Annotated in this window: 23 protein-coding genes; 16 read left to right on the top strand and 7 right to left on the bottom strand. The window is 61.8% G+C overall.

Features of this window, described 5'->3' with window-relative positions; genetic code table 11:
- The 5 genes from NKI96_RS30275 to NKI96_RS30255 all read left to right on the top strand — a co-directional run bounded on the left by NKI96_RS30275 (window position 1) and on the right by NKI96_RS30255 (window position 3,408).
- The gene (locus NKI96_RS30275; protein ID WP_352807581.1) at window positions 1–477 is read left to right on the top strand and encodes an Hsp20 family protein; all 477 of its coding nucleotides are present in this window, start codon (window positions 1–3) and stop codon (window positions 475–477) included.
- Window positions 478–551: 74 nt separating this feature from the next.
- On the top strand, window positions 552–1,061 hold the full coding sequence (locus NKI96_RS30270) for an Hsp20/alpha crystallin family protein (protein ID WP_023752253.1): 510 nt from the start codon (window positions 552–554) through the stop codon (window positions 1,059–1,061).
- Window positions 1,062–1,242: 181 nt separating this feature from the next.
- Window positions 1,243–1,899: an NADH dehydrogenase ubiquinone Fe-S protein 4 gene (locus NKI96_RS30265; protein WP_352807573.1), complete on the top strand. Its 657-nt coding sequence runs from the start codon at window positions 1,243–1,245 to the stop codon at window positions 1,897–1,899.
- A gap of 203 nt (window positions 1,900–2,102) precedes the next feature.
- Window positions 2,103–2,600 carry a 2,4'-dihydroxyacetophenone dioxygenase family protein gene (locus tag NKI96_RS30260; protein WP_023752250.1) on the top strand — a complete coding sequence of 166 codons (498 nt, stop codon included), beginning with the start codon at window positions 2,103–2,105 and terminating at the stop codon, window positions 2,598–2,600.
- Window positions 2,601–2,670: 70 nt separating this feature from the next.
- On the top strand, window positions 2,671–3,408 hold the full coding sequence (locus tag NKI96_RS30255; protein ID WP_245260122.1) for an SDR family NAD(P)-dependent oxidoreductase: 738 nt from the start codon (window positions 2,671–2,673) through the stop codon (window positions 3,406–3,408).
- A gap of 457 nt (window positions 3,409–3,865) precedes the next feature.
- On the opposite strand, the gene NKI96_RS30250 is transcribed toward NKI96_RS30255, so the two are convergent.
- A complete protein-coding gene (locus tag NKI96_RS30250) occupies window positions 3,866–4,438 on the bottom strand; it encodes a hypothetical protein (protein WP_196814988.1) in 573 nt (190 codons plus the stop codon).
- A gap of 292 nt (window positions 4,439–4,730) precedes the next feature.
- A complete protein-coding gene (locus tag NKI96_RS30245; protein WP_023745094.1) occupies window positions 4,731–5,825 on the bottom strand; it encodes a mandelate racemase/muconate lactonizing enzyme family protein in 1,095 nt (364 codons plus the stop codon).
- A gap of 187 nt (window positions 5,826–6,012) precedes the next feature.
- Between NKI96_RS30245 and NKI96_RS30240 the strand changes: the two genes are divergently transcribed.
- The 6 genes from NKI96_RS30240 (at window position 6,013) to NKI96_RS30215 (ending at window position 13,037) form a co-directional block, all read left to right on the top strand.
- The gene (locus tag NKI96_RS30240) at window positions 6,013–6,762 is read left to right on the top strand and encodes an FCD domain-containing protein (protein ID WP_023748427.1); all 750 of its coding nucleotides are present in this window, start codon (window positions 6,013–6,015) and stop codon (window positions 6,760–6,762) included.
- Entirely contained in the window at window positions 6,759–8,378 is a 1,620-nt protein-coding gene (locus NKI96_RS30235) for a GMC family oxidoreductase (RefSeq protein WP_352807571.1), read from the top strand. Before NKI96_RS30240 ends, NKI96_RS30235 begins: the two co-directional genes overlap by 4 nt.
- Before the next feature lie 103 nt (window positions 8,379–8,481).
- Window positions 8,482–9,462: an ABC transporter substrate-binding protein gene (locus NKI96_RS30230; RefSeq protein ID WP_023706879.1), complete on the top strand. Its 981-nt coding sequence runs from the start codon at window positions 8,482–8,484 to the stop codon at window positions 9,460–9,462.
- 60 nt (window positions 9,463–9,522) lie between these two features.
- Window positions 9,523–11,067, top strand: a complete 1,545-nt coding sequence (locus tag NKI96_RS30225) for a sugar ABC transporter ATP-binding protein (protein WP_352807569.1) — start codon at window positions 9,523–9,525, stop codon at window positions 11,065–11,067.
- Entirely contained in the window at window positions 11,064–12,068 is a 1,005-nt protein-coding gene (locus NKI96_RS30220) for an ABC transporter permease (protein ID WP_502900312.1), read from the top strand. Before NKI96_RS30225 ends, NKI96_RS30220 begins: the two co-directional genes overlap by 4 nt.
- 3 nt (window positions 12,069–12,071) lie before the next feature.
- Complete coding sequence (locus tag NKI96_RS30215) at window positions 12,072–13,037, top strand: ABC transporter permease (protein WP_023672667.1); 966 nt, start codon at window positions 12,072–12,074, stop codon at window positions 13,035–13,037.
- 199 nt (window positions 13,038–13,236) lie between these two features.
- On the opposite strand, the gene NKI96_RS30210 is transcribed toward NKI96_RS30215, so the two are convergent.
- The gene (locus NKI96_RS30210; RefSeq protein ID WP_023710472.1) at window positions 13,237–14,637 is read right to left on the bottom strand and encodes a Do family serine endopeptidase; all 1,401 of its coding nucleotides are present in this window, start codon (window positions 14,635–14,637) and stop codon (window positions 13,237–13,239) included.
- A gap of 445 nt (window positions 14,638–15,082) precedes the next feature.
- On the opposite strand from NKI96_RS30210, the gene NKI96_RS30205 reads away from it, so the two are divergent.
- The 3 genes from NKI96_RS30205 to NKI96_RS30195 all read left to right on the top strand — a co-directional run bounded on the left by NKI96_RS30205 (window position 15,083) and on the right by NKI96_RS30195 (window position 17,306).
- Window positions 15,083–15,694: an ATP-dependent Clp protease proteolytic subunit gene (locus tag NKI96_RS30205; protein ID WP_352787837.1), complete on the top strand. Its 612-nt coding sequence runs from the start codon at window positions 15,083–15,085 to the stop codon at window positions 15,692–15,694.
- A gap of 69 nt (window positions 15,695–15,763) precedes the next feature.
- Window positions 15,764–16,192, top strand: coding sequence for a GFA family protein (locus tag NKI96_RS30200; protein WP_352787834.1), 429 nt, complete (start codon window positions 15,764–15,766; stop codon window positions 16,190–16,192).
- A 46-nt stretch (window positions 16,193–16,238) separates the two neighbouring features.
- A complete protein-coding gene (locus NKI96_RS30195) occupies window positions 16,239–17,306 on the top strand; it encodes a M42 family metallopeptidase (protein ID WP_352787832.1) in 1,068 nt (355 codons plus the stop codon).
- Window positions 17,307–17,435: 129 nt separating this feature from the next.
- Here the strand turns inward: NKI96_RS30195 and NKI96_RS30190 are convergent, their stop codons facing one another.
- Window positions 17,436–18,260: an SIR2 family NAD-dependent protein deacylase gene (locus NKI96_RS30190; protein WP_352787829.1), complete on the bottom strand. Its 825-nt coding sequence runs from the start codon at window positions 18,258–18,260 to the stop codon at window positions 17,436–17,438.
- 912 nt (window positions 18,261–19,172) lie between these two features.
- Between NKI96_RS30190 and NKI96_RS30185 the strand changes: the two genes are divergently transcribed.
- Window positions 19,173–19,343, top strand: a complete 171-nt coding sequence (locus NKI96_RS30185) for a hypothetical protein (RefSeq protein ID WP_023672674.1) — start codon at window positions 19,173–19,175, stop codon at window positions 19,341–19,343.
- Window positions 19,344–19,382: 39 nt separating this feature from the next.
- On the top strand, window positions 19,383–19,880 hold the full coding sequence (locus tag NKI96_RS30180) for a hydrolase (RefSeq protein ID WP_023736589.1): 498 nt from the start codon (window positions 19,383–19,385) through the stop codon (window positions 19,878–19,880).
- 197 nt (window positions 19,881–20,077) lie between these two features.
- Here NKI96_RS30180 and NKI96_RS30175 read toward each other — a convergent pair whose 3' ends face one another.
- From NKI96_RS30175 to cphA, 3 genes are read right to left on the bottom strand one after another with little or no spacing between them, the layout of a single operon-like run.
- Window positions 20,078–20,902, bottom strand: coding sequence for a cyanophycinase (locus NKI96_RS30175; RefSeq protein WP_352807566.1), 825 nt, complete (start codon window positions 20,900–20,902; stop codon window positions 20,078–20,080).
- Complete coding sequence (locus NKI96_RS30170) at window positions 20,899–21,798, bottom strand: isoaspartyl peptidase/L-asparaginase family protein (protein WP_352499992.1); 900 nt, start codon at window positions 21,796–21,798, stop codon at window positions 20,899–20,901. The genes NKI96_RS30175 and NKI96_RS30170 overlap by 4 nt, the downstream gene beginning before the upstream one ends.
- Entirely contained in the window at window positions 21,798–24,575 is a 2,778-nt protein-coding gene (cphA, locus tag NKI96_RS30165; RefSeq protein WP_352807565.1) for a cyanophycin synthetase, read from the bottom strand. The genes NKI96_RS30170 and cphA overlap by 1 nt, the downstream gene beginning before the upstream one ends.
- Window positions 24,576–25,261 lie beyond the last annotated feature (686 nt).

Here is a 25,261-nt window from a genome sequence, read left to right as displayed (position 1 = left end):
ATGAAGACAAACCTCGATTTTACCCCTCTATACCGGTCCAGCATCGGCTTCGACCGCATGGTCGACATGCTTGAATGTGCGAGCCGTGTGGCCTCGTTCGACAACTGGCCGCCCTACGATATCGCCAAGGTTGATGATGATCAGTATCGCATCACGATGGCGGTCGCCGGTTTCCCGCAGGACCAGCTGACCGTCACCCACCAGCCCAACATGCTGGTTGTGAGCGGGTCGCAATCCGGCGATGAGAACGGCCGGTATCTGTACCGCGGCATCAACGGGCGCGCTTTCGAGCGTCGGTTCGAACTGGCCGATCATGTCAAAGTCGAGGGCGCCAGCCTTGAGAACGGGCTGCTGAGCATCGATCTCAAGCGCGAGGTTCCCGAGGAGATGAAACCGCGCAAGATCGAAATCTCCAGCGGGGCTCCCATGCCGAAGATCGAGGCGCCCAAGGTCGAGACCGACAAGCTGGCCGCCTGAGCAATCCACCATGAAGGCTTTCGCTTGAGCCGGGCGTCCCGCCCGACTCAGAGACCTACGAAAGGAGAAAGACAATGAGCGTACGTGACTTGATCCCATGGGGCCGGGGCAACGGAAACTCGGCGCCCAGTCTCTTCCCCGACGGAGATCGAGACCCCTTCGTCTCCCTCCACCGGGAGGTAAACCGGCTGTTCGATGACGCCTTCCGCAGCTTTGGCGCCAGACTGCCGGCCTTCGGTCCCTCTTTCGCCGCCAGTTGGCCGAATGTCGAAATCTCCGACACGGACAAGGAAGTCCGCGTCACGGCGGAAATACCTGGCCTGGACGAGAGCGACATAGAAGTCCTGCTGGAAAATGGGGCGCTCAAGCTTAAAGGTGAGAAGCGTTCCGAGACCGAGGACAAGGACCGGCAGTTCTCCGAGCGCTTCTACGGTCGCTTCGAGCGCCTCATTCCGCTCGGCTACGAGGTTGAAGAAGACAAGGTCAACGCCGCCTTCAAGAACGGGGTGCTGACCGTGACGTTGCCCAAGACCGAGCGGGCGCAGGCGAAGGCCAAGCGGATCGCAATCAACGGGAAGAACTGACGGATGCAGTATGGGTGGCGGCCCTTACGGCCGCTGCCCGTGCGACCCTTCATAACGGGAGGGACAGGCAATGGAGACAGTTCAAAGCAGCGACAACAGAAACCTAACCAAGACGTCCGTCCGGCCGGACAATGACAATCGGCCTCGTCTAGACGGGCCGGCTTTGTCAATGGGACGGTCAGTGTTTCCGGACGGCGCAACGGCGCGGATCTACCAGCCCTGCCGCTCGGCCATGACCTCGGCAAAGCCCCGCAAGGACTGGCGATTGGTCTTCGAACGCCGCACAGCCCCGTTCATCGAGCCGCTGATGGGCTATACCGGTGGCCGGGACACCCTGACCCAGGTTGAACTGAACTTTCCGACGCTGGAAGCGGCGATCCGTTATGCCGAGCGTCGAGGCCTCAATTACGTGGTGCAGGCGGCACCTCCTGCTTCCCCGGCCAAGATCAGGAGACAACATGTATCGGAGGAGAAACAGGCCTTTTCCGACCTGGTTTGGCAGCGGCTGCATTTGGCTTGGCTCCAGGCAAGTCACGGCTATGGCGCCGGTGCACAGGCAGCGCACATACAGACGGCGCTTTCGGAGCCCGAGACATTCTACGCCTCTCCGATGGAGGTCGTGGACGACCCGGTGCTCGCACCCGACGAGAAACGCGCTGTGCTCAAGAACTGGGCCTGGAACGAGTATCTGATCGACCTGGCCACCGCCGAAGGCATGCCGGAAAATGCACGCCCGTCGCGATTGGACGAGGTCGAACTCGCCTTGCTGGCCTTGGAAGTCCGAAACCGGGGCTTCCAGACCAGAACCAGCCCGGTGCACTCCCGGATAGCCGCATGATAAGGCAAGAAGGAACCCACTGATCGTCTTCGACGCCCAACGGACCATCCCGAAACCCTTCCCGCTTGCGGTCGCGGCAGCGGGCGGGCGCGCGCCGACAACTTTCCCAATGCGTGGGCGCCCGATTGCGCCTCGGCAGAACTCGGCCCAGTTGTTAGGATCGCGCTGATATGGACTCCAATGAATTGGCGACAGAGGTTCCTATGTATCAATCCTTCAACGGCTCCGCCCATCCCCTGGCACCGAAAGAGATCGCGATCGCTGCCGTCCCCGAAGACGAGCGTGTCTGGGTCCCACAGGCTAAGGGCGTGTGGTTCCGACCACTTATGCTCAACACAATGCAAGGCCAGTGGTGCAATCTGCTCCGCGTACGCCGGGCCGGGATATTAAGCCGTCATCTGCATCCGGCCCCCGTGCATGGCTATGTGATCAAGGGGCGTTGGCACTACCTTGAACACGACTGGGTGGCAGAGACCGGATCTTACGTTTTCGAGCCGCCCGGTGAAATCCACACGCTCACGGTCCCAAGCGACGTGCCCGAGATGATCACCTTCTTCAACATCTCCGGCTGCATGGTTTACCTGGACAAGGATAACAAGCAGATTGGTTTCGAGGACGTTTTCACCAAGATCGACATGTGCAGAAGCCACTATGCGAGCGTGGGTCTCGGGGACGATTTCGTCGATCAATTCGTGCGGTAGACATCCGCCCGTTTGTCTTCCGCTGCGGTAAGTTCGCGCTCCGCCACAGAGGCGAAACGAGGAGATCTTGGTGACCGATTCCATATGGGCGATGCCCTTCTTCGCGGGCAAGACCGTCGTCATTACCGGAGGCACGACAGGCATCGGAAACGGCATCGCCATGGCGTTCGCCGGGGCCGGGGCAATCGTCCACGCGACGGGGGCCACGGCCGCCGAGGTAGCGGCCGCTCGTGCATGCGGCACCCCCGTCTCGTATTCAGTACTCGACGTCCGGGACATGACTGCGGTCGAAGGATATTCCAGTCAGTTCACATCCGTTGCAGCGCTCGTAAATTGCGCAGGGGTAAACCTGCGCGCCGCCGAATTCACTGTCCAGGGTTTCGAAACGGTGGTCGATATCAATCTCACCGGCTCCATGCGGAGTGCGAGCGCGTTCCGAGGGGCACTCTCGAACGGGGGCGCCATCGTCAACATCGCCTCGATGTTCGCGTTTTTCGGCGCGGCTCATGCGCCGGCTTACGCCGCATCCAAGGGCGCCATCGTGCAACTTACCAAGTCGCTCGCCATCGCCTATGCCGGGGATGGCATCCGCGTAAACGCATTGGCGCCTGGCTGGATCGAGACCGCCATGACCGCCGCGCCACGGGCCGATCCAGCTCGCAACGCGGAATTGATGAAACGCACTCCGATGGGTCGCTGGGGTACGCCGGGCGACCTGACCGGCCCCGCCTTGTTCTTGTGTTCGCCGCTCGCGGGATTCATCACTGGGGCAATTTTGCCGGTTGACGGTGGCTATCTCATTGCGTGAGGCGTTGGCTATGCTGCGCGACCGATCTCCAAGCCTGTGTCGTCGAGATCAAGATCGAACGCGACCAATCGACCATGCCTGACCGCAATTGCCGCCACCAACTCCGCAAGCTCGCCATCCGTATGCTCGCAAAAAGCTGCCTGTTTCCTGACAATCGTGACCGCATCCCGGGTCGATACGACAGAGAACGGCCTCCGGGATCTCACGAATGATTCCGCAACCTCCGCGACGGATGAAGCTCGGTCAAAATTATCTTGCATACTTGCACCTCTGTACGACGCTAGCCCAAGCTCGGCCCGCGCAAATTGTTCCCATTGGCCTAATGCAGCCTGGTTGGCGTCCGGCTTGGGCTCCTTTGTGAGCGAAGGCCGGGAGCAACGCGACATGGCCGTCGCCGTCTGCCTTAGACAGTCGGCTGGACGCATTCGTCTCCGAATGCGGACACGGGGCCGGACGCCTAAAAACGAGGAGGATCAGATGTGTCCAAGCCGCTCGCCAAAGTTTCCGATCCTGGGACCACCGCAGTTCGGCGCAACAAGTCGCCGGGAGATCTGCTTGCTCGCGTTGATTGCGGTCGACTGACTCCTGGCTCATTCGCCGCCTCGCCGGCTGGCTCCGGTCGGCCGGCCTCGTCCGTCTTCGTCATCGCTGGCCGGCGGACGATCCAATCCACCAAACCGGCTTCGGTCTCCTCGCAGGCCACGAATTCGCGCACCAGACTTCGCGCCAGCTCGCGCCATTGACACTCGGGCACGTTCATCTCCGCGATCAGATCTCGGCATGCAGCGCGTATGATGTCGGCATCGAAGGCTGACACGGCGACAGGACCACGGTCTGCATTCTTTGCTCGAGCAGTGTCGTCGCCCTGACGTTCGCGAAAGCGCCTCAGCACCTCGCGCGATGCGGCGATCGCTTGTCGGGTTTGACTCATAGCCTCGTAAAATCCAACTTCGCGGACCAGTGAGCGGTGCCGCGATAGAATGAAGTCCTCCATAACCGCATGCGCAGTGTCCGTACGCGTTGCAACCATCGCCGCCTCCCTGCAGGCGCACCCAATGCTTGCAGCTTCTGCCGGTGTTCGGGCGGCCGCCTGCATTTGTCGTGTCGCTGCTATGATCGCGTGAGTTAAAGCCGGTGAAGCGTCGCTGCAATTACAAATGTAAGTGTGGCATCCGATAAGCGGTATGCCCGCTGGCTGCGGCGGCGGCGAATTCGTTCTTCAGACGGTCGAAGTCTTCCTGTCGAAGGGCTCTCCGCGTTGCCGGAACGAGGAATCAGGATCCGGACAAAATGCATGCGGCCGTGCCGCCGTTCAGGGGGCGCTATTGGCGAAAATCCGCCAATTTGCGCCAGTCGAAGACAACGCCCACTCCAGGCTCGTCGGGTGCTATCGCCAAACCATCCTGAAGCCTAAGCGGCTCGGTGGTGTAAAGGTCAATATCGAAACTATGCGCCTCCACCCAGCCGGCATTTGTCTGACCTGCAACGAGACTGACATGAAGTTCCTGCATCCCGTGACTGCAGACCGGAATGCCAGCCTTGCGTGAGAGCGCCGCCACGCGCAGCCAGCCTGTGACCCCGCCGCAGTTGGAGGCGTCGGGTTGGATGTAGCTGAGATTCGACCAAGCGAAGGCATGCTCGAACTCCTCGATGACATGCAGGTTTTCTCCCATTGCCAGGGGCATTCCGGTCGCCTTGGCAATGCTGGCGTAACCCTCATAGTCGTCGGGTATGATGGGCTCCTCGAACCACAGCAGATCGTAGGCGGCGAATGCTCTCGCTGCCTCGATCGCTCGCGGGACGTCGAGCGCGTAGTTAGCGTCAACCATAAAGGTGACATGAGGTCCTATGCGCTCGCGAACTGCCTTCACCCGGGCCACATCCTCGGCCAGGTCGTCCTTGCCGACCTTGATCTTCACCCCGGTGAAGCCGCCATTGAGATAGGAATCGATGCTGGCCAAAAGCTGATCGAGGGTAAAGTTTAGGTCGATGCCGCCGCGATAGGCCTTGGCGCTCTTCCCGGCCCCGCCCGCCATCTGCCAAAGCGGCAGGCCGCTACGCCGGCCCTTGAGGTCCCACAACGCGATGTCGATCGCCGAAATCGCGAAAGAAGCGATGCCGCCGCGCCCGACATAGTGGATGTGCCAGAGCATGCCGTCGTAAATCGTGTCGATCTGCGTCGTGTCGCGAGCCTTGAGGAACGGCGCGAGGTCGTGATCGATCATTGCCTTGATCGCATAGCCGCCCCTGCCGCCGGTGTAGGTGTAGCCTGTGCCCTCGGTGCCGTCGGCAAGCCTCAGCGTGACGGTGACCAGCTCGAAATGCGTGTGCGCGCCGTGCTTGGCATCGGTCATCACCTCACGCAGTGGGACCCGGAACAGCCGGGTCTCGACTTCCTTGATTTCGGTGCGGCTCATGCTGCGCTCCATTCACGTTTTTTCATCGGACCATAATTGCACCGGCAGCGCTGACTGGCAACAATGTGGCTGATCTTTCAGCGGTTCTGAAGCCAATCCGTCATTTTTGGTCCTACAAAAGCATCAATCCGCTTGTGCTTTGGTCCGATTTACCTTCTAATAACAGGACCATCTGGGAGGAAAAGGCTTGCTGGATACGGAAGAGCGTCCTGAGATGCCCGCGGCTATTCTCGCCGCCCGCGCGGCCGACGCGATGGTGGCCGGCATAGAGGCCGACATCACGTCCGGAAGGCTTGGCGACGGCAGCTACCTGCCGGCCGAGCGCGAACTGATGATCGAGTATGGTGTGGGCCGGGGCGTTGTGCGTGAGGCGATTGCGCGCCTGGCCAGCCGCGGCCTGGTGGAAGCGCGTCCGCGGTTCCGGCCCGTGGCGCGCCGGCCTGGCCTGGATGCCGCGCTCGGCGCCCTCGACGGCATCGTAGGACATCTGCTGAGCGACCAGGCGGGCGTGAAGAACCTCTACGACATGCGCGTCTTCCTCGAGGCGTCGCTGGCGCGCAACGCCGCCATCCATGCCCGCAAGGATGACATCGCAGCCCTGAGGGCGGCGCTGGCGATGAACGAGGCGGCGATCCCGGATTCCGAGAAATTCTATGCGACGGACGTGGCGTTCCACGCAGCGCTCTATGATATCGCGCGCAACCCGGTGCTGCCTGTCGTGCACAAGGCATTTACCGCCTGGCTGTCGCCGCATTGGATGCGCATGCCACGGTCGCCCGAGCGCAACCGCGTGAATTTCCTCAGCCATCGTGAAATCTGCACGGCCATCATTGAGCGAGATCCTGACGGCGCCGAGCGGGCGCTGCTCAACCACCTCTCGGCGGCCTGGGAGTATGTCCGCGGTACATTCGAAAGCCGTGAGGCGCCGGAAGCATGACGCAGTCCTACGACCATATCGTGGTGGGCGGCGGAGCAGCCGGCTGCGTCGCGACGGCAAGGCTTGTCAAAGCGGGACGGCGAACCCTGCTGCTGGAGGCCGGCCATTCCCATCATCATCCCTTGCTCGACATGCCGCCCGGCATCTTCAAGATGATCAACGGCTCGAAATTCATGCGCTATCACCGCACCGAGCCGCAGGCCCATCTCGACGGCCGCGTCCATGAAATCTCGCAAGGCAACGTGCTGGGCGGCGGCACCTCGGTCAACGCCCAGGTCTACATGCGAGGCCGCTCGGCCGATTATGAGGAATGGGACGAGCTGCTGCGCGGCAACAATGCCGGCGTACGCTGGAACTGGCAGGCGGTGCTGCCGCATTTCACCGGCATGGAGGGAAACAACCGCCTCGGCGGCGAACTGCATGGCAGCGAAGGTCCGCTGCTGGTCTCGGATCCAGGCCACATCGATGATGTTTCCCGTTGGTTCGTCCAGGCCGTCCAAGGCCTTGGATTGCCGTACAACCATGACTTCAACGGACCGTCGCAGCGCGGGGTCGGCTTCTACCAGTTCATGAACCGGCGGGGAAAGCGGAGCAGCGCCGCCTACGCCTTCATCGAGCCGCTGACGAATGATCCCAAGCTGACGCTGAAACTCAATTGCACAGTCAGCCGGCTGCTGATCGAAAAAGGTCGGGTCACCGGCGTCATCTACTCGGATGCGTCGGGCGCCGAGCATACCGTCCATGCGGATGCCGACGTGATCGTCTCGTCCGGTGCCCTCGTCTCGCCGAAACTGCTCATGCTGTCCGGCATCGGCCCCGCCGAGGCGCTTGCCGGGCACGGCATTTCCTGCGTCGCCGACCTGCCCGGGGTCGGCGAAAACCTGATCGACCATCCAGAGGTGCCGATCATCGCCACCGCAAACGGCCCATACGGCTATTTCAGGCAGGGCCAAGGCTGGCGGATGATCAGGAACGGCCTGCATTTCAAGCTCTTCGGCACCGGCACGATCCTGTCAGCGGGGGTGGAGGCCGGAGCCTTCGTCAATCCGGCCGATCCCGAGGGCGAACCGACGATCCAGGCCTTCTGCGTGCCGCACGTCTATCTGGACCGCGATATCCTGACCTTGGTCGAGAACACCTATGGGCTTACCGTGACGACAGTGGTGGTGAAGCCAAAGTCGCGCGGTTTCGTGAGGCTGCGTTCGGCGGATCCGAAGGACATGCCGATCGTTTCGCCGAACCTCCTTAAACATCCCGACGACATGAGGGAAATGATCTCCGGCCAGCGTTATTTCCTGCAGGCTTTTCAGACCAAGCCGCTCGCCGATCGGGTCAAGGCCATTGCCGTGCCAAGCCAGGATGATCTCAGCGACGAAGCCATGACAAAGCATTGCAAGCGCTTCGTGAAGACCAACTACCATCCGGCCGGGACATGCCGGATGGGCTCGGACAGCGACCGGATGGCGGTGCTGGACGCGGCGCTGCGCGTGCGCGGAATAGACAATCTGCGGGTTGCCGACATGTCGGCCTGCCCCAACATCAATGCCGGCAATACGGCGGCGCCCGCCATGATGCTGGGCGACCGCTGCGCCGACTTTATTTTGGAGGCGGCATAGCGCCTGACCCAGCTTGCCGACGGCGTCATCGCCGAAGCCGTCTGGGCCGATATCGTGAGGAAATTACACAGTCGCTGAAAGCGACAATAAAGGAGGAAAGAGCATGATCATTACCCGTCGAAAACTACTGGTTGGCTCCGCCGCCGGCGCGGTCGCGCTGACACTCGGCTCACGCGCCTTCGCGGCGCTCCCGCCGCTCGCCAAGAAGGACAAGTACAAGGTCGGTTTCGCCCAGACGGAAAGCAACAATCCGTGGCGTCTTGCCGAGACCAAGAGCATGCAGGACGAAGCCGCCAAGCTTGGCCATCAGTTGGTCTACACGGATGCCGCCGGTTCGTCGGCCAAGCAGGCCTCCGACGTGAACTCGATGATCGCGCAGGGCGTCGACGCAATCTTCCTGCCGCCCCGCGAAGACAAGCCCCTGGTGCCGGTCATTCTTGCCGCGCGCGATGCCGGCATACCGGTGTTTCTGGTCGACCGCGACGTTGATCACACCATGGCCAAGCCGAGCGAGGATTATGTCTGCTTCATCGGTTCGGATTTCATCGAGGAGGCGACCCGCGTCGGCGAATGGCTGGTCAAGAACGCCAATGGCAAGTCGAAGATCATCGAGCTGGAAGGCACGACCGGAGCCTCGGCCGCTACCGACCGCAAGAAAGGCTTCGACGATTTCATCGCCAAGCACTCGCAGTTCACCATCCTGGCGTCGCAGTCCGGCGACTTCGCCCGCGACAAGGGCCGGCAGGTCGCCGAGACGCTGCTTCAGGCGCACCCTGATGCGGATATCATCTACGCGCATAATGATGAGATGGCGCTGGGCGCCATCGCCGCTTTGGAAGCAGCCGGCAAGACCCCGGGCAAGGATGTGCTGATCTTGTCGATCGACGGCGAGAAGGAAGGCGTCCAGGCGATCATTGACGGCAAGATCGGCGCTATCTGCGCTTGTAGTCCGCTGTTCGGGCCGAAGGCCTTCGCTACGATGGCCGACTATGCGGCCGGCAAGAAGATCCCGCCGTTCATCAAGAACGAGGATGCCTTCTTCGACGCCACGAACGCGAAGAAAGACTTCGATATTGCGTTCTGATATCCACTTTCTTTCCAGTTGCCCTACCCGCTTCGGCGGGTAGGGTTTGGGAGTTTGACGATGACCGCTCAGCCGGACCAAGCCGCGCTGCTCCTGGACATGCGTGACATCCAGAAGCGTTTTGCCGGCATCCCTGCCCTGGCCGATGCCTCGCTCCAGGTTCTTCCGGGCGAGATCCACGCACTCATCGGCCAGAACGGTGCGGGCAAATCGACACTTATCAAGGTGCTCACCGGCTATTACCGCCGGGATGCGGGGCAGGTGCTGTTCGAACGGAAGCCGTTCGAAGTTGGGTCTCCGCATCAGGCGCAGGTCAGCGGCATCAGCACCATCTACCAGGAGATCAATCTCGTACCGCTGCGCTCGGTGACCGAGAACATCTGCCTTGGACGCGAGAAGCGCCGCCGCGGCCTGCTCGACTGGAGCGCGATGCATGCGGAAGCCGAGCGCCTGCTCAGCCGCTTCTCGATGGGCATCGACGTGCGCCGCCCGCTCAGCGATTTCAACACCGCCACGCAGCAGATGGTGGCGATCGCCCGCGCCATCGGCTTTTCCGTCCGCCTCGTGATCATGGATGAGCCGACCTCCTCGCTGGACGAGCGTGAAGTCTCGGTCTTGTTCAGCGTTATCCGTCAGCTCAAGGCCGACGGCGTCTCCGTTCTGTTCGTCAGCCACAAGCTCGACGAGTTGTACGAGGTCTGCGACCGGGTCACGATCATGCGTGACGGCCGCACGGTGCGAAGCGCGGCGATGAGCGACATCGGCAAGCTGGAGCTGGTCGCGGCCATGCTCGGCCGCGACGTCGCAGCCGTCGAAGGCCACGCGACCGCGTTCGGCGAACGCGATCGGTCGAGGATCGGTGATGTGCTGTTTACCGCGCAAAGGCTGGCAGCCGGCCAGTTGGTCCGTGACGTGAGCTTCGACCTGCGCCGCGGCGAGATCGCCGGCTTTGCCGGCTTGCTCGGCGCTGGCCGCACCGAAACAGCCCGCCTCGTATTCGGCGCCGACCGCCGGAGCGCAGGCGAGATGACGATGGAGGGCGCGTCCTACCATCCCGCACGTGCCGCTGATGCCATCGCCGCAGGGATGGGCTTCTGCACTGAGGACCGCAAGGCCGAGGGCATCGTGCCGGAAATGACCGTCGCGGAGAACATAACACTGGCACTGCTGCCGAAAATCAGCCGCAATGGCATCCTGAACGAGGCCCGGCAGAAGGAGATCGTCGAGCGCTTCATTCGTGAACTCGACATCAAATGCTCGGGGCCTAACCAGAAGGTCCGCGAGTTGTCGGGCGGCAACCAGCAAAAGGTGCTGCTTGCCCGCTGGCTGGCAATGAACCCGAAGCTGCTCATTCTCGATGAGCCGACGCGCGGCATCGATGTCGGGGCCAAGGCCGAGATCCAGCGCCTCATCCGCAAGCTTGCCGATGACGGGCTCGGCGTGCTGATGATCTCCTCGGAACTCGAGGAAGTGATGGAAGGAGCCGACCGCATATTCGTGCTGCGCGAAGGAGTGAGGGTGGCCGAACTGGAAGGCCAGGCAGCCGACGAGGAGGACGTGCTCGCGGCGATGGCGCATGGCGGCGCGGCGAAGGAGGCAGCGTGAGCGATCTGGCCACACCATCCGCAGCCAACGACGCTGGAAACCGCCGCTTTGATGTGTTCGGTTTCCTGGCGCGCTACGGCACGGTGATCGCGCTTGTGCTGCTGGTGGTCTTCAACCTTGCCTATACGCGCAATTTCGCGACGCTGCAGACACTCAACGTCAACCTAACCCAGGTCTGCACGATTGTGATCGTCGCGGTGGGGATGACCCTGGTGATCGCCACCGGCGGCATCGACCTGTCGGTTGGTTCGCTGATGGCGATCTCCGGCGCATTGGCGCCGATGATCTTCATGGGCACGATCTTCCCGGTCGGAAACATCTATCTGGCGGTAGCCGTCGCGATGATTGCCTCGATCCTCGTCGCCGGCCTGTTCGGGCAGTTCAATGGCTGGTTGGTCTCGCGTTTCCGCATCCAACCTATTGTTGCAACGCTCGTGCTGTTCATCGCCGGGCGCGGGATCGCGCAGGTCATGACCAACGGCAATCTGCAGACCTTCCGCGTGCCGCAATTCCAGTGGATCGGACTTGCCCGCCCGCTCGGCATTCCCGCGCAGGTCATCATCATGGCCGTGCTGGTTGCGGTGGCCGCTTGGGCCCTTCACCGCACGGTGTTCGGGCGAAGCATCCTGGCGGTCGGCGGCAATGAAAAGGCCTCTGAACTCGCCGGCATCGCCGTATCGAGGATCAAGCTCGCTGTCTATGCGATCAGCGGCCTGTGCGCGGGGCTAGCCGGTCTCGTCGTCATTGCGATCAACTCCTCCAGCGACGCCAATCTCGTGGGGCTGGGCATGGAACTCGACGCCATCGCGGCGGTCGCGGTGGGCGGCACGCTGTTGAGTGGCGGAAAGGCCACAATCATCGGCACCCTGCTGGGCGCACTGACCATCCAGTTGGTGCGCTACACGCTGCTCGCCAATGGCGTACCCGACGCCGCTGCGCTCGTCGTCAAGGCCGGCATCATCGCATTCGCCGTCTGGCTGCAGCAGCAACACCGGGTGTAATCCATGAACAGCGCCAGACTGGTTCGCATCATCGGCACTTACGGTGTCGTCATCGCGCTTGCAGCCCTCGTCCTGTTCGGATTCCTGCGCTACGACCGCTTCCTCGGCCTCTTCAACGTGATGAGCGTTCTGCGCTACAACTCGATGTTCGCGCTCGTCGCGCTCGGCATGTGCTTCGTGATCATGACCGGCGGCATAGACCTGTCCGTCGGCTCCGTCGCCGCCTTGGGCAGCGTCGCGTCAGCCCTGGCGAGCCCGCACGGCATCGTGGCAGGCCTTGCAGCGGGCGTTGGCGCCGGCCTGGCAGCCGGGCTGATCAACGCGCTCCTGGTTACACGCGGCAACCTGATGCCATTCATCGCCACGCTTGCCACCATGCTGGCCGCAAGCGGCTCGGCGCTGCTTCTGGCCGGCAACCAGACCGTTTCGGTGTCTTACGATTCGGGTTTCACCGCCATCGGCCAAGGGAATTTCTGGATTTTCCCGATTCCGGCAGTCATCGCCCTGGTTGCCTATGCCGTCGGCTCAGTGGTCCTGAACTACACCAGCACGGGACGGACGGTGCTGGCCATCGGCGGTGGCGAGGATGCCTCGCGGCTGATGGGGCTGCGCACTGACCGCGTCAAATTTCTCGTCTATGTCGCAAGCGGGTGCCTGGCCGGGCTCGCCGGCGTCGTCCTCGCTTCTCAGTTCGGCGCAGGCCAGCCGATCGAGGGCGTCGGCTGGGAGCTGTTTGCCATCGCAGCCGTGGTCGTGGGCGGGACGCTGCTGACCGGCGGCTCGGGCTCGGTGTTGACCACGCTGGCCGGCGTGCTGTTGCTCGGGATCCTTTTCAACGTCCTGAACTTCGAAAACGGCATGGGTTGGATTTCGCTGTCAGCCTACTGGCAGTCGGTGATCCGCGGGCTGTTTTTGCTCGTCGTCGTCCTTCTCCAGGCACGGCTTACGGCAAGGCGCGAAACTGCCTGAAGATGGGGAGCACACTCGAGCACGACGAGCTCAAAAGAGCTCTGACGCTGCAGAAAAAGTGCGCGTTGCGCGCCTGGCCAATGAGCGCATCCCGCAAACTTTCTGCGGCGATGCTTCCCCGTTGCACCTGGGCTCCGGCGCCTTTGGAGCGGATCCGCAAGCGGATCGTGGTGCAGTCACATGGCCGTCCTGGAGACGGTCATTTCCCGGCGACCGCCACGAACACGGACTGCCCCTGCCTTTCCAGCCGAAACAGGATGGGCTTGCTCTGCCGGCGAGAGTTCGCCCACTCCTCGACGATATCCGAAGGCTCCGTCACGCGGCGATCGTTGGCCGATATGATGACATCGCCCGGCTGCAATCCGCTCCGGGCGGCAAGGCCATCGGGAACCACTTCCACGACGAAGACGCCGGTCGTTCCTGATTTGATGCCTAGCTGCTGACGCGCCTGATCCGGAATCGGGCTGAGGGATAGGCCGAGGCCTTCGGCCGCCGACTTCTTGTCGGGAACAGCGCCGGTCTTCACCTCCGCATCCTTGCGCTCACCGATGACAAGCGCGATCTCCTGGTCCTTGCCGCCGTTACTCCGTGTCAGAGTGGCCTTGCTGCCAGGCTTCTGGCTAGCCGTCGCAAGCGTGAGGTCATGGACACCCTCAATGCCCTTGCCGTTGAACCGGGTGATCACGTCACCCGGCTTCAAGCCGGCCTTCTCCGCCGGGCTGCCGGGCTCAACCGAAGCAACCAGCGCGCCCTTGTCATCCTTCATCCCGAGGGCCTCAGCCAGCGACGGCGTGATGTCCTGCAGGCGGACCCCGATGAAGCCGCGCTCGATCCGGCCGGTTCGGATCAACTGGTCGGCGATGCTCTGGGCGGTGCGCGATGGCACCGCAAATCCGATCCCGATGCTGCCGCCCGACGGCGAGACAATGGCGGTGTTGACGCCGATCACCTCGCCACGTGCGTTGAACAGCGGACCGCCCGAGTTGCCTCGATTGATCGACGCGTCCGTCTGGAGAAAATCGTCGTACGGCCCGGCTTGAATGTCTCGCGAGCGGGCCGACAGAACGCCGACAGTGACTGTCCCTCCGAGCCCGAAGGGACTGCCGATCGCGATTGTCCATGCGCCCGGCTGCATTGCATCCGAGTCACCCCATTTGGTCGTGGTCATGTTGGGCCGCGGGTCGACCTTCAGCACCGCTATATCGGTGGCGGGGTCACGGCCGACCAATTGCGCCGGCGCCGTTTCCTTGTCGGAAAATACGACATGGATCTCTGTCGCATCGGCAACGACATGGTTGTTGGTGACGATATAGCCGTCGGGACTGATCACAAATCCGGAGCCAAGCGCCTCCCTCACCTGTGGCTGAACGGGTCCGAGGCCCTGGCCGTCGAACGGACTTGTAAAGTCGCCCGCCGTCGTCTGGTCCTGGACAACCTCCCGGGTCGTGATCGCGACCACGGCCGGCAATTTCTGCTGAATGATCGCCGTGAAGTCGGTCGGGGTATCCTGGGCCAGGACAGGCGCCACGCCACTGGCCGAGAGCATCAGCGCAACCGCGATCAAGCGCGTTGCAAATCGTCTTTGCATATCGTGAGACATTGCTGGACCTCCTGCCGGACAGCCCCGGCCGCTCGGCCGCGCCGCGCGGAGCCGGTGCTCCGGACGCTAGAACTGCCAACAAAGCTGTTTGTTTCAGCCCCCCGGAAAAATGGCACGGCCAGGAAAAACAGCCCGACCGCGGGGGTCCGGAAGGCAGCAGCCGGGAACCATTGAGGCCGTCGAGTTCAACCGTCCACAGGACTGGCCCCGGACATGGCAGATGTCAGCAAAGCGACTGCGTCAGCTCCGGCAAATGCCCGATATGCCCATGGAGCCAACCCAGCGGCTGAGGTGCCTCTACCGGGCCTGGTGCGAAAACGATCTGCAATGCAAGAGGGAGCTCAACAGCCGCCGAGAGACGCGGCTGTGATCACCACCGCTCGAACTCCCTCAAGGGAACAAAAGGGTACCAACTAAGTTCGGCCCCCATAATGAGGATGCCTATATGGACCTGTTGCCCCAGTCAGCCGAACACACCGTCTCCCCGCCGCCCGCTCCAGACCTTCACCGGCTTTTGTTCGATCCAAACTTGCGTATACACGGCTTGATTGATGACACTGTCGTCACCAAAGCCTTGGACGATTTGAAAACCGTGCGTTCCGGGGAAGACGATCTCTACGTTGAAATCGACACGCCCGGAGGCGACGCCGACGGCGCGCGACGTCTAACTCTAGAGTTCAAACTTTTTCTGAAACACTCGGGCCGCAACGGCTACATCATTGGCAAGAATACGGTTTACTCTGCCGGGGTAACGGTCCTTGCCGCTTTCCCGAAAGCCTGCAGGTTCCTTTGCCCGCAAGCAGTCCTGCTGATTCATGAAAGAAGGCTTGAGAAAGACTTGGTTCTGAATGGACCAATTCGAAGCTGTCTTCAGATCGTTCGCGAACAACTTGCGCTGTTGGAAACGGCAGAGCGACTCGAGAATGAAGGGTTCGCCGATCTCGTCCAAGGTTCTCGAACATCGCTGGAAGAGCTGCGCGACCATGCCTTGACCAACTGCTACCTGATGGCAGCCAGAGCTTTGGAGTTAGGCCTTGTTGAAGACATTGCCGATTAACTTGACGCCTCGGATGCAAACGGCAGAGCCGAGTCCAACACGCTTCCCTCACTCATGGCTCCGGCGACCATGAACGGCAAGGTTGAAAAGATAGAGCGGACCGGCGGCTGTCTTTGCGGGTCTGTGAGGTATGTTGTTACCGGCGCGCCGTTGCGCGTTGGCTTGTGTCATTGCCAGGATTGCAAGCGAACCAGCGGCAGCACCTACAGTGCCTTTGCCGTGTGGCCGCGGTCGGCTTACCAGTGCAAGGGCGAGCTTGCTGCATTCAACGGCAGAGGTTTTTGTCCGGCATGCGGGTCGCGCGTGGTGAACCTTCGCGACGACGAAGCCGAGATCATGATCGGCACTCTCGATGATGCGCCAAACGACCTTCTCCCGGCATACGAGCTTTGGACCCCCCGGCGCGAAGCCTGGCTCCACAACCTGCCTTGGGCTGACCAATTCGCGGGCGATCGCACCGAAGAAGGCCAAAATTGGCGCGAAGCCCGACGAGTATGACCATGCTCGAATGGCCCTCCACCCATGAACTGTGAAAGTCAGCTTCATGCGCGATGAATCACTCAAGTTCTTGAAGAAAATTGTGGCGACCCCGTCGCCGAGCGGCTTTGAGCAACCTGTAGCGGAGCTTTTCCGCGAGTATGTTCGTCCGTATGCCCACAGGTTGACGACGGACGTCATGGGCAATGTCACAGCGATCATCAATCCTGAGGCGTCTATGCGCTTCATGTATGCCGGGCACATGGATGAGGTCGGCTTCATCGTCCACTACATCGACGATGACGGTTTTCTGTTCTTCAGCACCATAGGTGGAACGGACGTTGCCACTGAAATCGGCCAGCGTGTCTGGGTGCACGGCAAAGAGCCGATCCTGGGGGTCGTGGGTCGCAAAGCAATCCAGACCTTCAAAGCCTCTGACACGTCTCAAACACCCTCGCTGATGGAACTATGGATCGATATCGGCGCGAGTTCGCGAGAGGAAGCGTTGAAGGTCGTAGAGGTCGGCAGCGCGGTCACTATCCACGGCGAGTTTGCGGCGCTACAGGGCAACCTTGCTGTCGGACGAGCGTTCGACAACAAGGTTGGCCTCCTCATCGGCGCCGAGGTCCTGCGCTGCCTCTCCGAGGAGGGAGGCGTTCACCCCGGCGTGGGGCTCTATATCCTGGGTACGGTTCAAGAGGAAATCGGTTCCCGAGGCGCGATGACCTCGGCGTTCAATATCGCGCCTCGAACCGGCCTCGCAATCGATATGGGCGTGGCAATGGACTATCCGCGCGCTCGCGCCGAGGATCAGGGCAAACTGGACCTTGGGAAAGGGCCGGCAATCACTCAAGGCGCGAACACCAACCCGGTGGTGTTCAAACTGCTGAAGTCGGTGGCCGAGAAAGAGGGCCTACCTTATCAGCTTCAGGCGGTGGGCAGCTCAAGCCCTACCGACGCGCGTGTCATGCAGCAGAACCGCGGCGGCGCCGCAAGTGGGGTGCTCTCCGTGCCTTTGCGTTACATGCATACCCCGTCCGAAGTTGTTTGCCTGGATGATGTGCAAACGACGATTGACCTGGTTTGTGCATATTGCCGGCAATTGACGCCGGAGATCGACTTCACGCCAAGATGAGAGCGGCGGGATTGATTGTGGAAGTCGTGGCTCCAACAGTCGCCGATCTGGCGCCTGTCGGCCACCGCCTGGTGCGTCGGTCATCGCGCACCTGAGAAAACCCGACTGCAGTCCACCAGAGAGCGCGCCTCAGGTCACCGCCACCGCTTCCACCAAACGCCTGAGGAAATCCGTCAGACCGGCTTCAGGATCATCACCTGTGCCAACGAGCACCGAAATACCCCAGCGCCCAAGCACGGCCTCCTCCACAGGGTTGCGGCTGGGCATGAAGATGAACGAAGGGGGACGATCTTTCTCATATCCAGACCGGTGCCAGGTCTGCCAAAGCCGGTGCAACAGCAGCCGAATGTTTGGATCGGAGAGGCTATAGCCAATGAACAGGATCGTGCTGCCGAGAGCATCCGAGCGAAAGCGGACATCAAGGGGAGAATTGAAGGACAGGCGGTCAAGATAGTCGGTTTCGGTGAGGACAAGGGAAGAGTCCTCGTCAAAGTCGCCGTGAAATTTCACGATGTGGGTTACGCCTCGACGGGCCTGCGCAACGTGCCGTGCGTTGGCCACTTTCACGTACTCTCGACCGTGGATTTCAAAAGCGAGTTCCAGGTTCCGGTCATAGTTCGTCGTATAGATGACGGGAAAATCGAGCGTCACGATGAGACGGTGCAATTCCGATTTCTCGATCCGTTCCTTGGCGACAGACCAGTTTCTGTCCATCCAACTGCGAAGTGGTCCGATGCTGCCATGCTTGATCCGATAGTATTCGGCCAAGGTCTGAAAACGATCGCGTCGCGTGGAAAATTCATCGTCGACGCCGAGCTCCTTTGCCATTCGCTCGATGAGCTTCTCCCAAGACGGAAGTCCGACGCTGATCGATACCCCCGCCCCCACAAACAAAATTGCGCTGCGATGACGAATTGCATTGGCGAGCGAATTTATAGGATCATCATCGTTCATGGATAGGTCCTCCGAAGCCACTCGCGTGGGCCGGACCTAAAGGTGCGTGCCCCGGTGCGGGGATCGTGGACGTGGCTCCCCAATTCGAGCCAGCGTGCTCCGCCCCCATCGACTAAATCGGATCGACCACGCACCAGCCAGCCCAGAGGGGGCGGCCCTTGCAGTCCTGCCGAGCCGCTTGCCACCCGAACCGAGGTAGCGGCTGCGAGGACACTGGCTGTGAACTGGAACCGGCGCTGTTGCGGTTTACTGGCCACGATGATTCAGTTCTGCGCCAGCCATATTGCGCAAAGCTCTATCGAGTTTCGCATTCACCAAGAGGTTGCGCCGCTTCGCGCCGATAAAGATGGCGAGAGAGTAAATCATTGTAAGAACAGAGATCATCGTCATTCCGGCCTAAACATCAACGACCGGAGATGTTCCATGCGCCCGGAAATATTCCAGTGTAGGTGTTTTAAATCGCCGAAGCTACGCGCTCAATGCGCGGTTGGTTTCGTGTCCAGGGCGGACGAATTAGCGCAAGGCGGTATTCATCCTCCCACATCGGCGGAGGACTGAAGCGAAATGCTGGTTGTGTCCCCCAGGATGCAATGAAACGCCGATGCTTTGCATGCGGCCCGGAACAAATGCCCGCTTGCACAGTTCGAGCCATGCAGCGGTCGACCCCCGCGCTGCAAGATCGGTAGCCCGATCGCCCGCGCCGGCCCCTCCCACGGCGCGGGCTTTCGTTTGAATTCACGCTGTCGGGGTTGGAGTCGCTCCACCGTTGTCGCGAGCCGGCTGATATACGCGCTGTCCGGGGCTCGCGGGGTGTCGGCGACATCGGCATTCGCGCAGTCCGGCAGGTCAGCCGATGCACGGGAACAACGCGGCACTGTGATGGTTTGGTGGCTCGGAAGGTGGCAGAGAACGATGGGCAAAAAGCCCAAACAGCACGCAAAATCCACGGCGGATCGCGAAAAGGCGATCGAAGCGCTCTACTTCGCGCGCAAGTGCGGCCTTACGAAGGAAGAGGCACTCAAGATGCTCAGGGAAGCCCCGATCGGGATCGATGATGAAGCCGAAGAGCGCTCCGGCAGTTAGAGTCGATCGCCAATCGCGCGTCGCAGCCGGCCGCGGCGCATGATCTTCTTCACTTCCGATACGCATTTCAACGATCCGCGCATTCTGCGCCTCGACCGGCGTCCCTTCGCCTCGTTGGTAGAGCATGACCAGGCGCTGGTTGCGTTTTGGAACGAAACCGTTGGCCCGAACGACGAGGTCTGGCACCTCGGCGATTTCGCCAAGGGTCCAGCCGAGACCGTGTCTTCACTGCTGTCGTCTCTTAACGGGTCCAAGCACCTGATAATTGGCAACAATGACAGCGCTGCCACCGTTGGCGACCCGGCCTGGGCGAGCGTGCACCACTACATGGAGCTTCCTGTCGAGGGCAGCTTGCTGGTTCTCTGCCACTATCCTTTTCGCACCTGGAACCAGATCGGCAAGAGATCGGTAAACCTGCACGGTCATTCGCACGGTCGTCTGAAGCCGATGACGCGCCAGCATGATGTCGGCGTCGACGCATGGGGGTTTCGTCCGGTAACCTTTGCTGCCATTCAGGCCAGTCGCCGCCGGGGCTAGCCCGGCAGAACGCCGGGTGAGCGAAGGTCTTCAGCTTTGCGGGATTCGAGCCGACGAGAGGCCGTCTGTAATCCTGCCGGGCCCGCAACAACGCGACAATTCTGGTTGGGCGACTTCAAATAGGAGAACTGCTTCATATATGCGGTTTTCGCGGTACGCGGACCGCGCCGCACCATCAGCTTGAGTGTGGCGAAGTCTTACGGAAGCCCTACCGGCCGTCGCAGCGCGAGATCGAACCCGTCGCCTGAGCTCAGCACGTGAACCCTAAGATCATGGATGGAAAGGGCGGCATCAGGCTCACCTTCCGCGATGTTGGAATGCGTCACGCCGGCTGCATCGACCAGATAGACAGCGCCGCTGCCAATGACCTTGAACATCTCGCCCTTCACCACGATCGCGGTGTCTTCATCGATGCCGATGCCGAGGACGCGCGGGTTCTGCGACACCGCCCCGATGAGCCGCCCAATGCGGCCACGTTCCGCAAAGTGCTGGTCGATAATGACGTTCGGCAGCAGGCCCAGTCCCGGCGCCATGCGAATGTGGCCGATCCGAAAGGACGCTGCGTTCGGCCCCTTCACCATCATTGTGTCGCTCATGACCGACGCGCCCGCGGAGGTGCCGGCGATGACGCCTCCGGCTTCATAGATTTCGTGCACCCGCTCGTCGATGGGCGTGTCGCCGATCTGGCTGGTGATGCGGAGCTGGTCGCCGCCGGAGAAGAACACCGCGCTCACGTCTGCAAGCGCACTTATTTTCTTTTCATGAGCTGCCTCGAGGCGGTCGTTGACGTAGAGCTCGATGACATCCTTGATGCCCAGCTCACCGAAGGACCTCTGATACTTCTCGAGATAGCCATCCGGCTCATGAGACGCGATGGTGGCAAGCACCAGGCGGCCGTTCGGAACCAGGCTCGCTACCTCCTTCAAGATGACACGATCGCCATCATGGTCCTCGTGGCCGCCGATGATGACGAGCGTTCCGGCTTTACAGTTCGAGGATCGTTTTTTCTTCTTGTCGGTCATTTGCCCACGTCTTTCTTGCGCAGGAAAACGTGCGGGTGGTTGTCCTCGCTGGTCATGAAAGCGACTGCGAACTCCCTGCTGTTATGCGCCCATCCAGACACGCCGGTCGCGGTAAGCACGATGGCTCCGGCTTCGCCGCCGATCGCCTCGACTTCCTTGAGCGCGGGATTCAGCACCTGCTCCAGGCCGCCTTCAGCCTGTCCCGAAGACAATGCCTGCCGCGCCGAGAGTGCCTGCATGACACGGGCCGCGAGAGCCTTTCGCGCGATATGCTCACCGTCTCCCGAGAAGGCGACGGCTCCCAACCGGTTGTCGGCATAATAGCCGCAGCCGGGTTGCGGAGAATCCCCCACACGACCGGGAGCACTGCCGTCCAGTCCGCCGGTCGAAGTGCCCACGGCGATGTCCCCGTATTGATCCAGGGCAACCACACCGATCGTATCCTTCGCCTCAGACTTGCTGGAGGCGTCGCGCTGCTGCGGCGTGATCAAATCCGCCGGATCGCAAAGCTCCAGCTGCTTGTCGGCGGCGAAACGCCGGGCTCCCTCCGACGCCAGCAGGATCGGCTCCTCATGCAGCATGGCCTTGGCGACACTGATTGGATGGCGCACGCCCTTGATCACTGCGACGGCACCTACATTGAAGTCCCTGCCCTCCATCAGGCCAGCGCACATCTCGACCTCGCCGTCCGAATTGAGGGCACTTCCATATCCCGCATTGAATGTCGGGTCGGCCTCGAGGACGCGACCGGCAGCTTCCACGGCATCGACCGCCGTTCCGCCGCCGGCCAGGACGGCCCGACCTGCCTCGAGCGCCTCGATGCATCCGTTGCGATGCGCCTCCTCCTCTTGCGGATCGATCTCCTTGGCGCCGCCGTGCAGGATCAGCGACCACATCAGCCAGCCCTCAGATGGCGAATATGGGTCTGATCGGGCCCTCCCCTCGAAGGCGTCGCGCCTCCGAAGCCGGTTACCTGCCGCCACACGGCTTCAACGTCGTCGACGGTCAGCACGACAAGGTCGTTTTCCCGTGCAAGCCTGAGACACACGTCGACGGCCTCCTTCTCGGGACAGACGGCGTGAATGCGGCCTGGGGCGCAGCCGGCGTTCAAGGCACCTTCCCGCAGCAAGCCGGCGATCGCTCCGGGGGCTCGGCCGCGCAGCTCCTGCTCATCCTCCTTGAAGACGATGACGTCGAATATCCGCGAAGCGATCGCGCCCATCTCGCGTATATCACAATCGCGGCGGTCACCGGGTATGGCGACCAAGCCGATCGTGCGCTGATAGCCGCGCCTCATGTGGGAAACGAGCTTTCCGAGCGCCTTCAGCCCTTCCGGATTGTGCGCATAGTCGACGATCGTGCGGAAACCATGCCCGTCGAAGACGTTGAGGCGACCGGGAGATTGCTCGAACGAGGTGCCAAACTCGGCCAGCGCCGCCCGGATCGTTGCCGCCGGAACGTCGTGGCAATGCGCCATGGCGACGGCTGCCAGGCTGTTGGCAACGTTGAATTCGGCCGAACCCTCGAAGGTCGCGGGAATTTCGTCGACGCTCATCAGGAACATCGATTCCCCATCCTCGTGGATGAAAATGTCCCAGCCGTCGCTGCTGGGCTCCCGCGTCACGGCGCGGCCGCCTTCCGCCAGGTGGCTGCGCAAGAAACCGGGCCACTCGCTCCTGCTCGCCAGCGAGAAGTAGCAGGTCCTGCCGCCGGCATCGCGCGACATTGCGGACGTATGGACGTCGTCGGCATTGAGAATGCTCCATCCGCCGCGGCGGACGGACTCGACCACGACCGATTTCACCTCCGCCAGGTCCTCGATCGTGTCGATGCCCCTCAGCCCGAGATGGTCGCCGTGGACGTTCAGCACCGCGCCAACATCGCATGCATCGAAGGCAAGCCCTTCGCGCAGGATCCCGCCGCGCGCACATTCCAGCACCGCGACATCGACACCCGGCTCGCGCAGCACGATCCTGGCGCTCTGCAAGCCTGAGCAATCGCCTGTGATGATTCGTTCGCCGTTCAGGTAGACGCCGGTGGTCGAGGTGAGCCCGACGGTTGCGCCATTCGCCTGCAGGATGTGCGCCAGCATCCGGGCAGTGGTCGACTTGCCGTTGGTTCCCGTGATCGCGAAGATCGGAATCCGGCCGTCCTTGCCGCCTTTGAAGAGAAGATCGAGCACGGGCCGTGCGACGTTGCGGGCGCGCCCCGACGAGGGTTCGAGATGCATGCGAAAGCCAGGACCGGCATTCACCTCTATGATGCCGCCGCCGGTTTCGCTCACCGGCCGTGAGATGTCGGGACAGACGAAGTCGATCCCGGCAATGTCGAGACCGACGATCTGTGCCGCCCGCCTGGCGATCAGCGCGTTTTCGGGATGGATTTCTTCCGTTCGGTCGATCGCGGTCCCACCGGTGGAGAGATTGGCGGTGGGCCGCAAGAGCACCATTTGACCCGGCGCCGGAACGCTCGCCAGGGTGAGCTGCGATTTTGACAGGAAATGCTCGACACATTCGTCGATTTCGATGCGAGTCAATACCGAGGAATGGCCCTCTCCCCTCCGCGGGTCGCGGTTCGTCTCCTCGACGAGCTCGGCGACAGAACTCCGGCCATCGCCGACCACATGGGCCGGAACCCTCTCGGCAAGCGCCACCACCTTTCCGCCGATCACCAGGATCCTGTGGTCCGAGCCGACGAAATGCTGCTCGACGATAACGCTACGGCTGTGTTCTCGCGCCTGTTCGAAGCCCCAGCGGACCTCGTCTTCCGTTGCCAGACCGATGTTGACGCCGCTTCCATGATTGCCATCGAGTGGTTTGGTGACCACGGGGTAGCCCAGCCGTGCTGCCGCCGCGACTGCGTCCTGCGCCGATCGCACCAGCTCCCCGCGTGGCACCGGCAGGCCGGCCTGTTGCAGCAGGAATTTGGTCAGGTCCTTATCCGAGGCGATCTCGGTCGCAATCTCGGAAGTGAGGTCGCTGCAACTGGCGCGGATGCGCTTCTGATGCTTTCCGTGACCAAACAGCACGAGGCTGCTGTCGTCAATCCGCGCCGCGGGTATGCCTCGCCTCTCGGCCTCGCGCACCAAGGAAGCAGTCGTAGGCCCCAAGGCACGCTCGGCGGCCAGACGCTTGAGCTGCTGCAGCCTGGCTGCGAACTCGAATGGCCCCTGCGTTTCCGCAATGTCGCCGAGCCCCTCGACACCATGCAGATTGGCCGGCAGCAGACTGTCCACCAGTTCGAGCGCGACGCGTCCGGCGAGCAGCCCGACAAGCTCATCCTTGTAGGCGAACATGACGTTATAAGTGCCGGGACTGCCTTTGACCGACCGTGTCTTTCCTCGTGTCACCCGGTGACCGAGCATGCTCTGCAGTTCCAGGGCGACATGCTCGACGACGTGGCCGAGCCAGGTTCCTTCCTGCATGCGGCGGACGAAGCCGCCGGCGGCGCCATAGCTACAGCCATGGCCCGCAAGGCCGGGCAACAGTCGGACGATTTGTTCGGAAAACCCAGGCAGTTTGTCTGTCGGGAACGCCTCAAGTGCTCCGAGGTCGATCCGAATCTGGACCATTGGCGTCATGCTATAGAGGTGCGGCCCGCGAAACACGCGGGCGTCCACGACGCGGATAGGGCGAAAACGCGAGGCGCCCCGATGAATTTCTTTGTCCGACATAGTCCGTTTCTCCTGACTAACTCCGCAACATCCGGAGGATCGGTTAGTTCCCGGCCTTTCAGCCCAAATATTTTTGCAGGAGAGAGAAACAAAAGCGGCCGTTAACATATGTTGGCCCAAGAATACCCTCTGGTCATCTCGGCCACGTGCGGTCGCTGTTCTGAGGGCTACTTATTCTCTCGGGACGAGGCGGGCCAGGCATTCGCTCCTCTTCACAAGCATTCGCCGGGCACACCGCGGCCGTTGAGCTAGTGCCCGGCTTTGCTCATGGCCACCCATTGTGCGGGTGCAGCACTGAGGCATTAATCTTCAGCACGCCTTCGGCACCCGGGAACATTTCCAGACGCGTCAGGTTTGGAACCATCCTTGCACCGGAACTACAGCCATGCAGAGTCGAAAATCGGTGAAGGCCGCGCTTGTCAAGGAGATCGACGCGGTCCGCCTTCGTATCTCGCTGCTTGAAAGCGAGTTATGCAGAGATGGCAGACCCAGGCAAATTGGATGGCGTTCAGGATACGAACTGAACGCCCACAAAGCCCGCCTTGCTCGACTGGAGACCGTGCTTGCCCACTATCCGTCGGCACCGGCGGCCCGGGCATCGAAGGTTGTGTGCGTCAAGTTCTGCAAAATGGGGCGGCCATGATGCTGGTCATGCGGCTTGGCGCAGAGCGAGCTTCTTGTGCTCG

It is taken from the genome of Mesorhizobium sp. M0292 (assembly GCF_040321695.1).
Taxonomy (GTDB): domain Bacteria; phylum Pseudomonadota; class Alphaproteobacteria; order Rhizobiales; family Rhizobiaceae; genus Mesorhizobium.
Note: the sequence above shows the minus strand (reverse complement) of the source record. Positions and strands in the feature narration are given on the sequence as shown.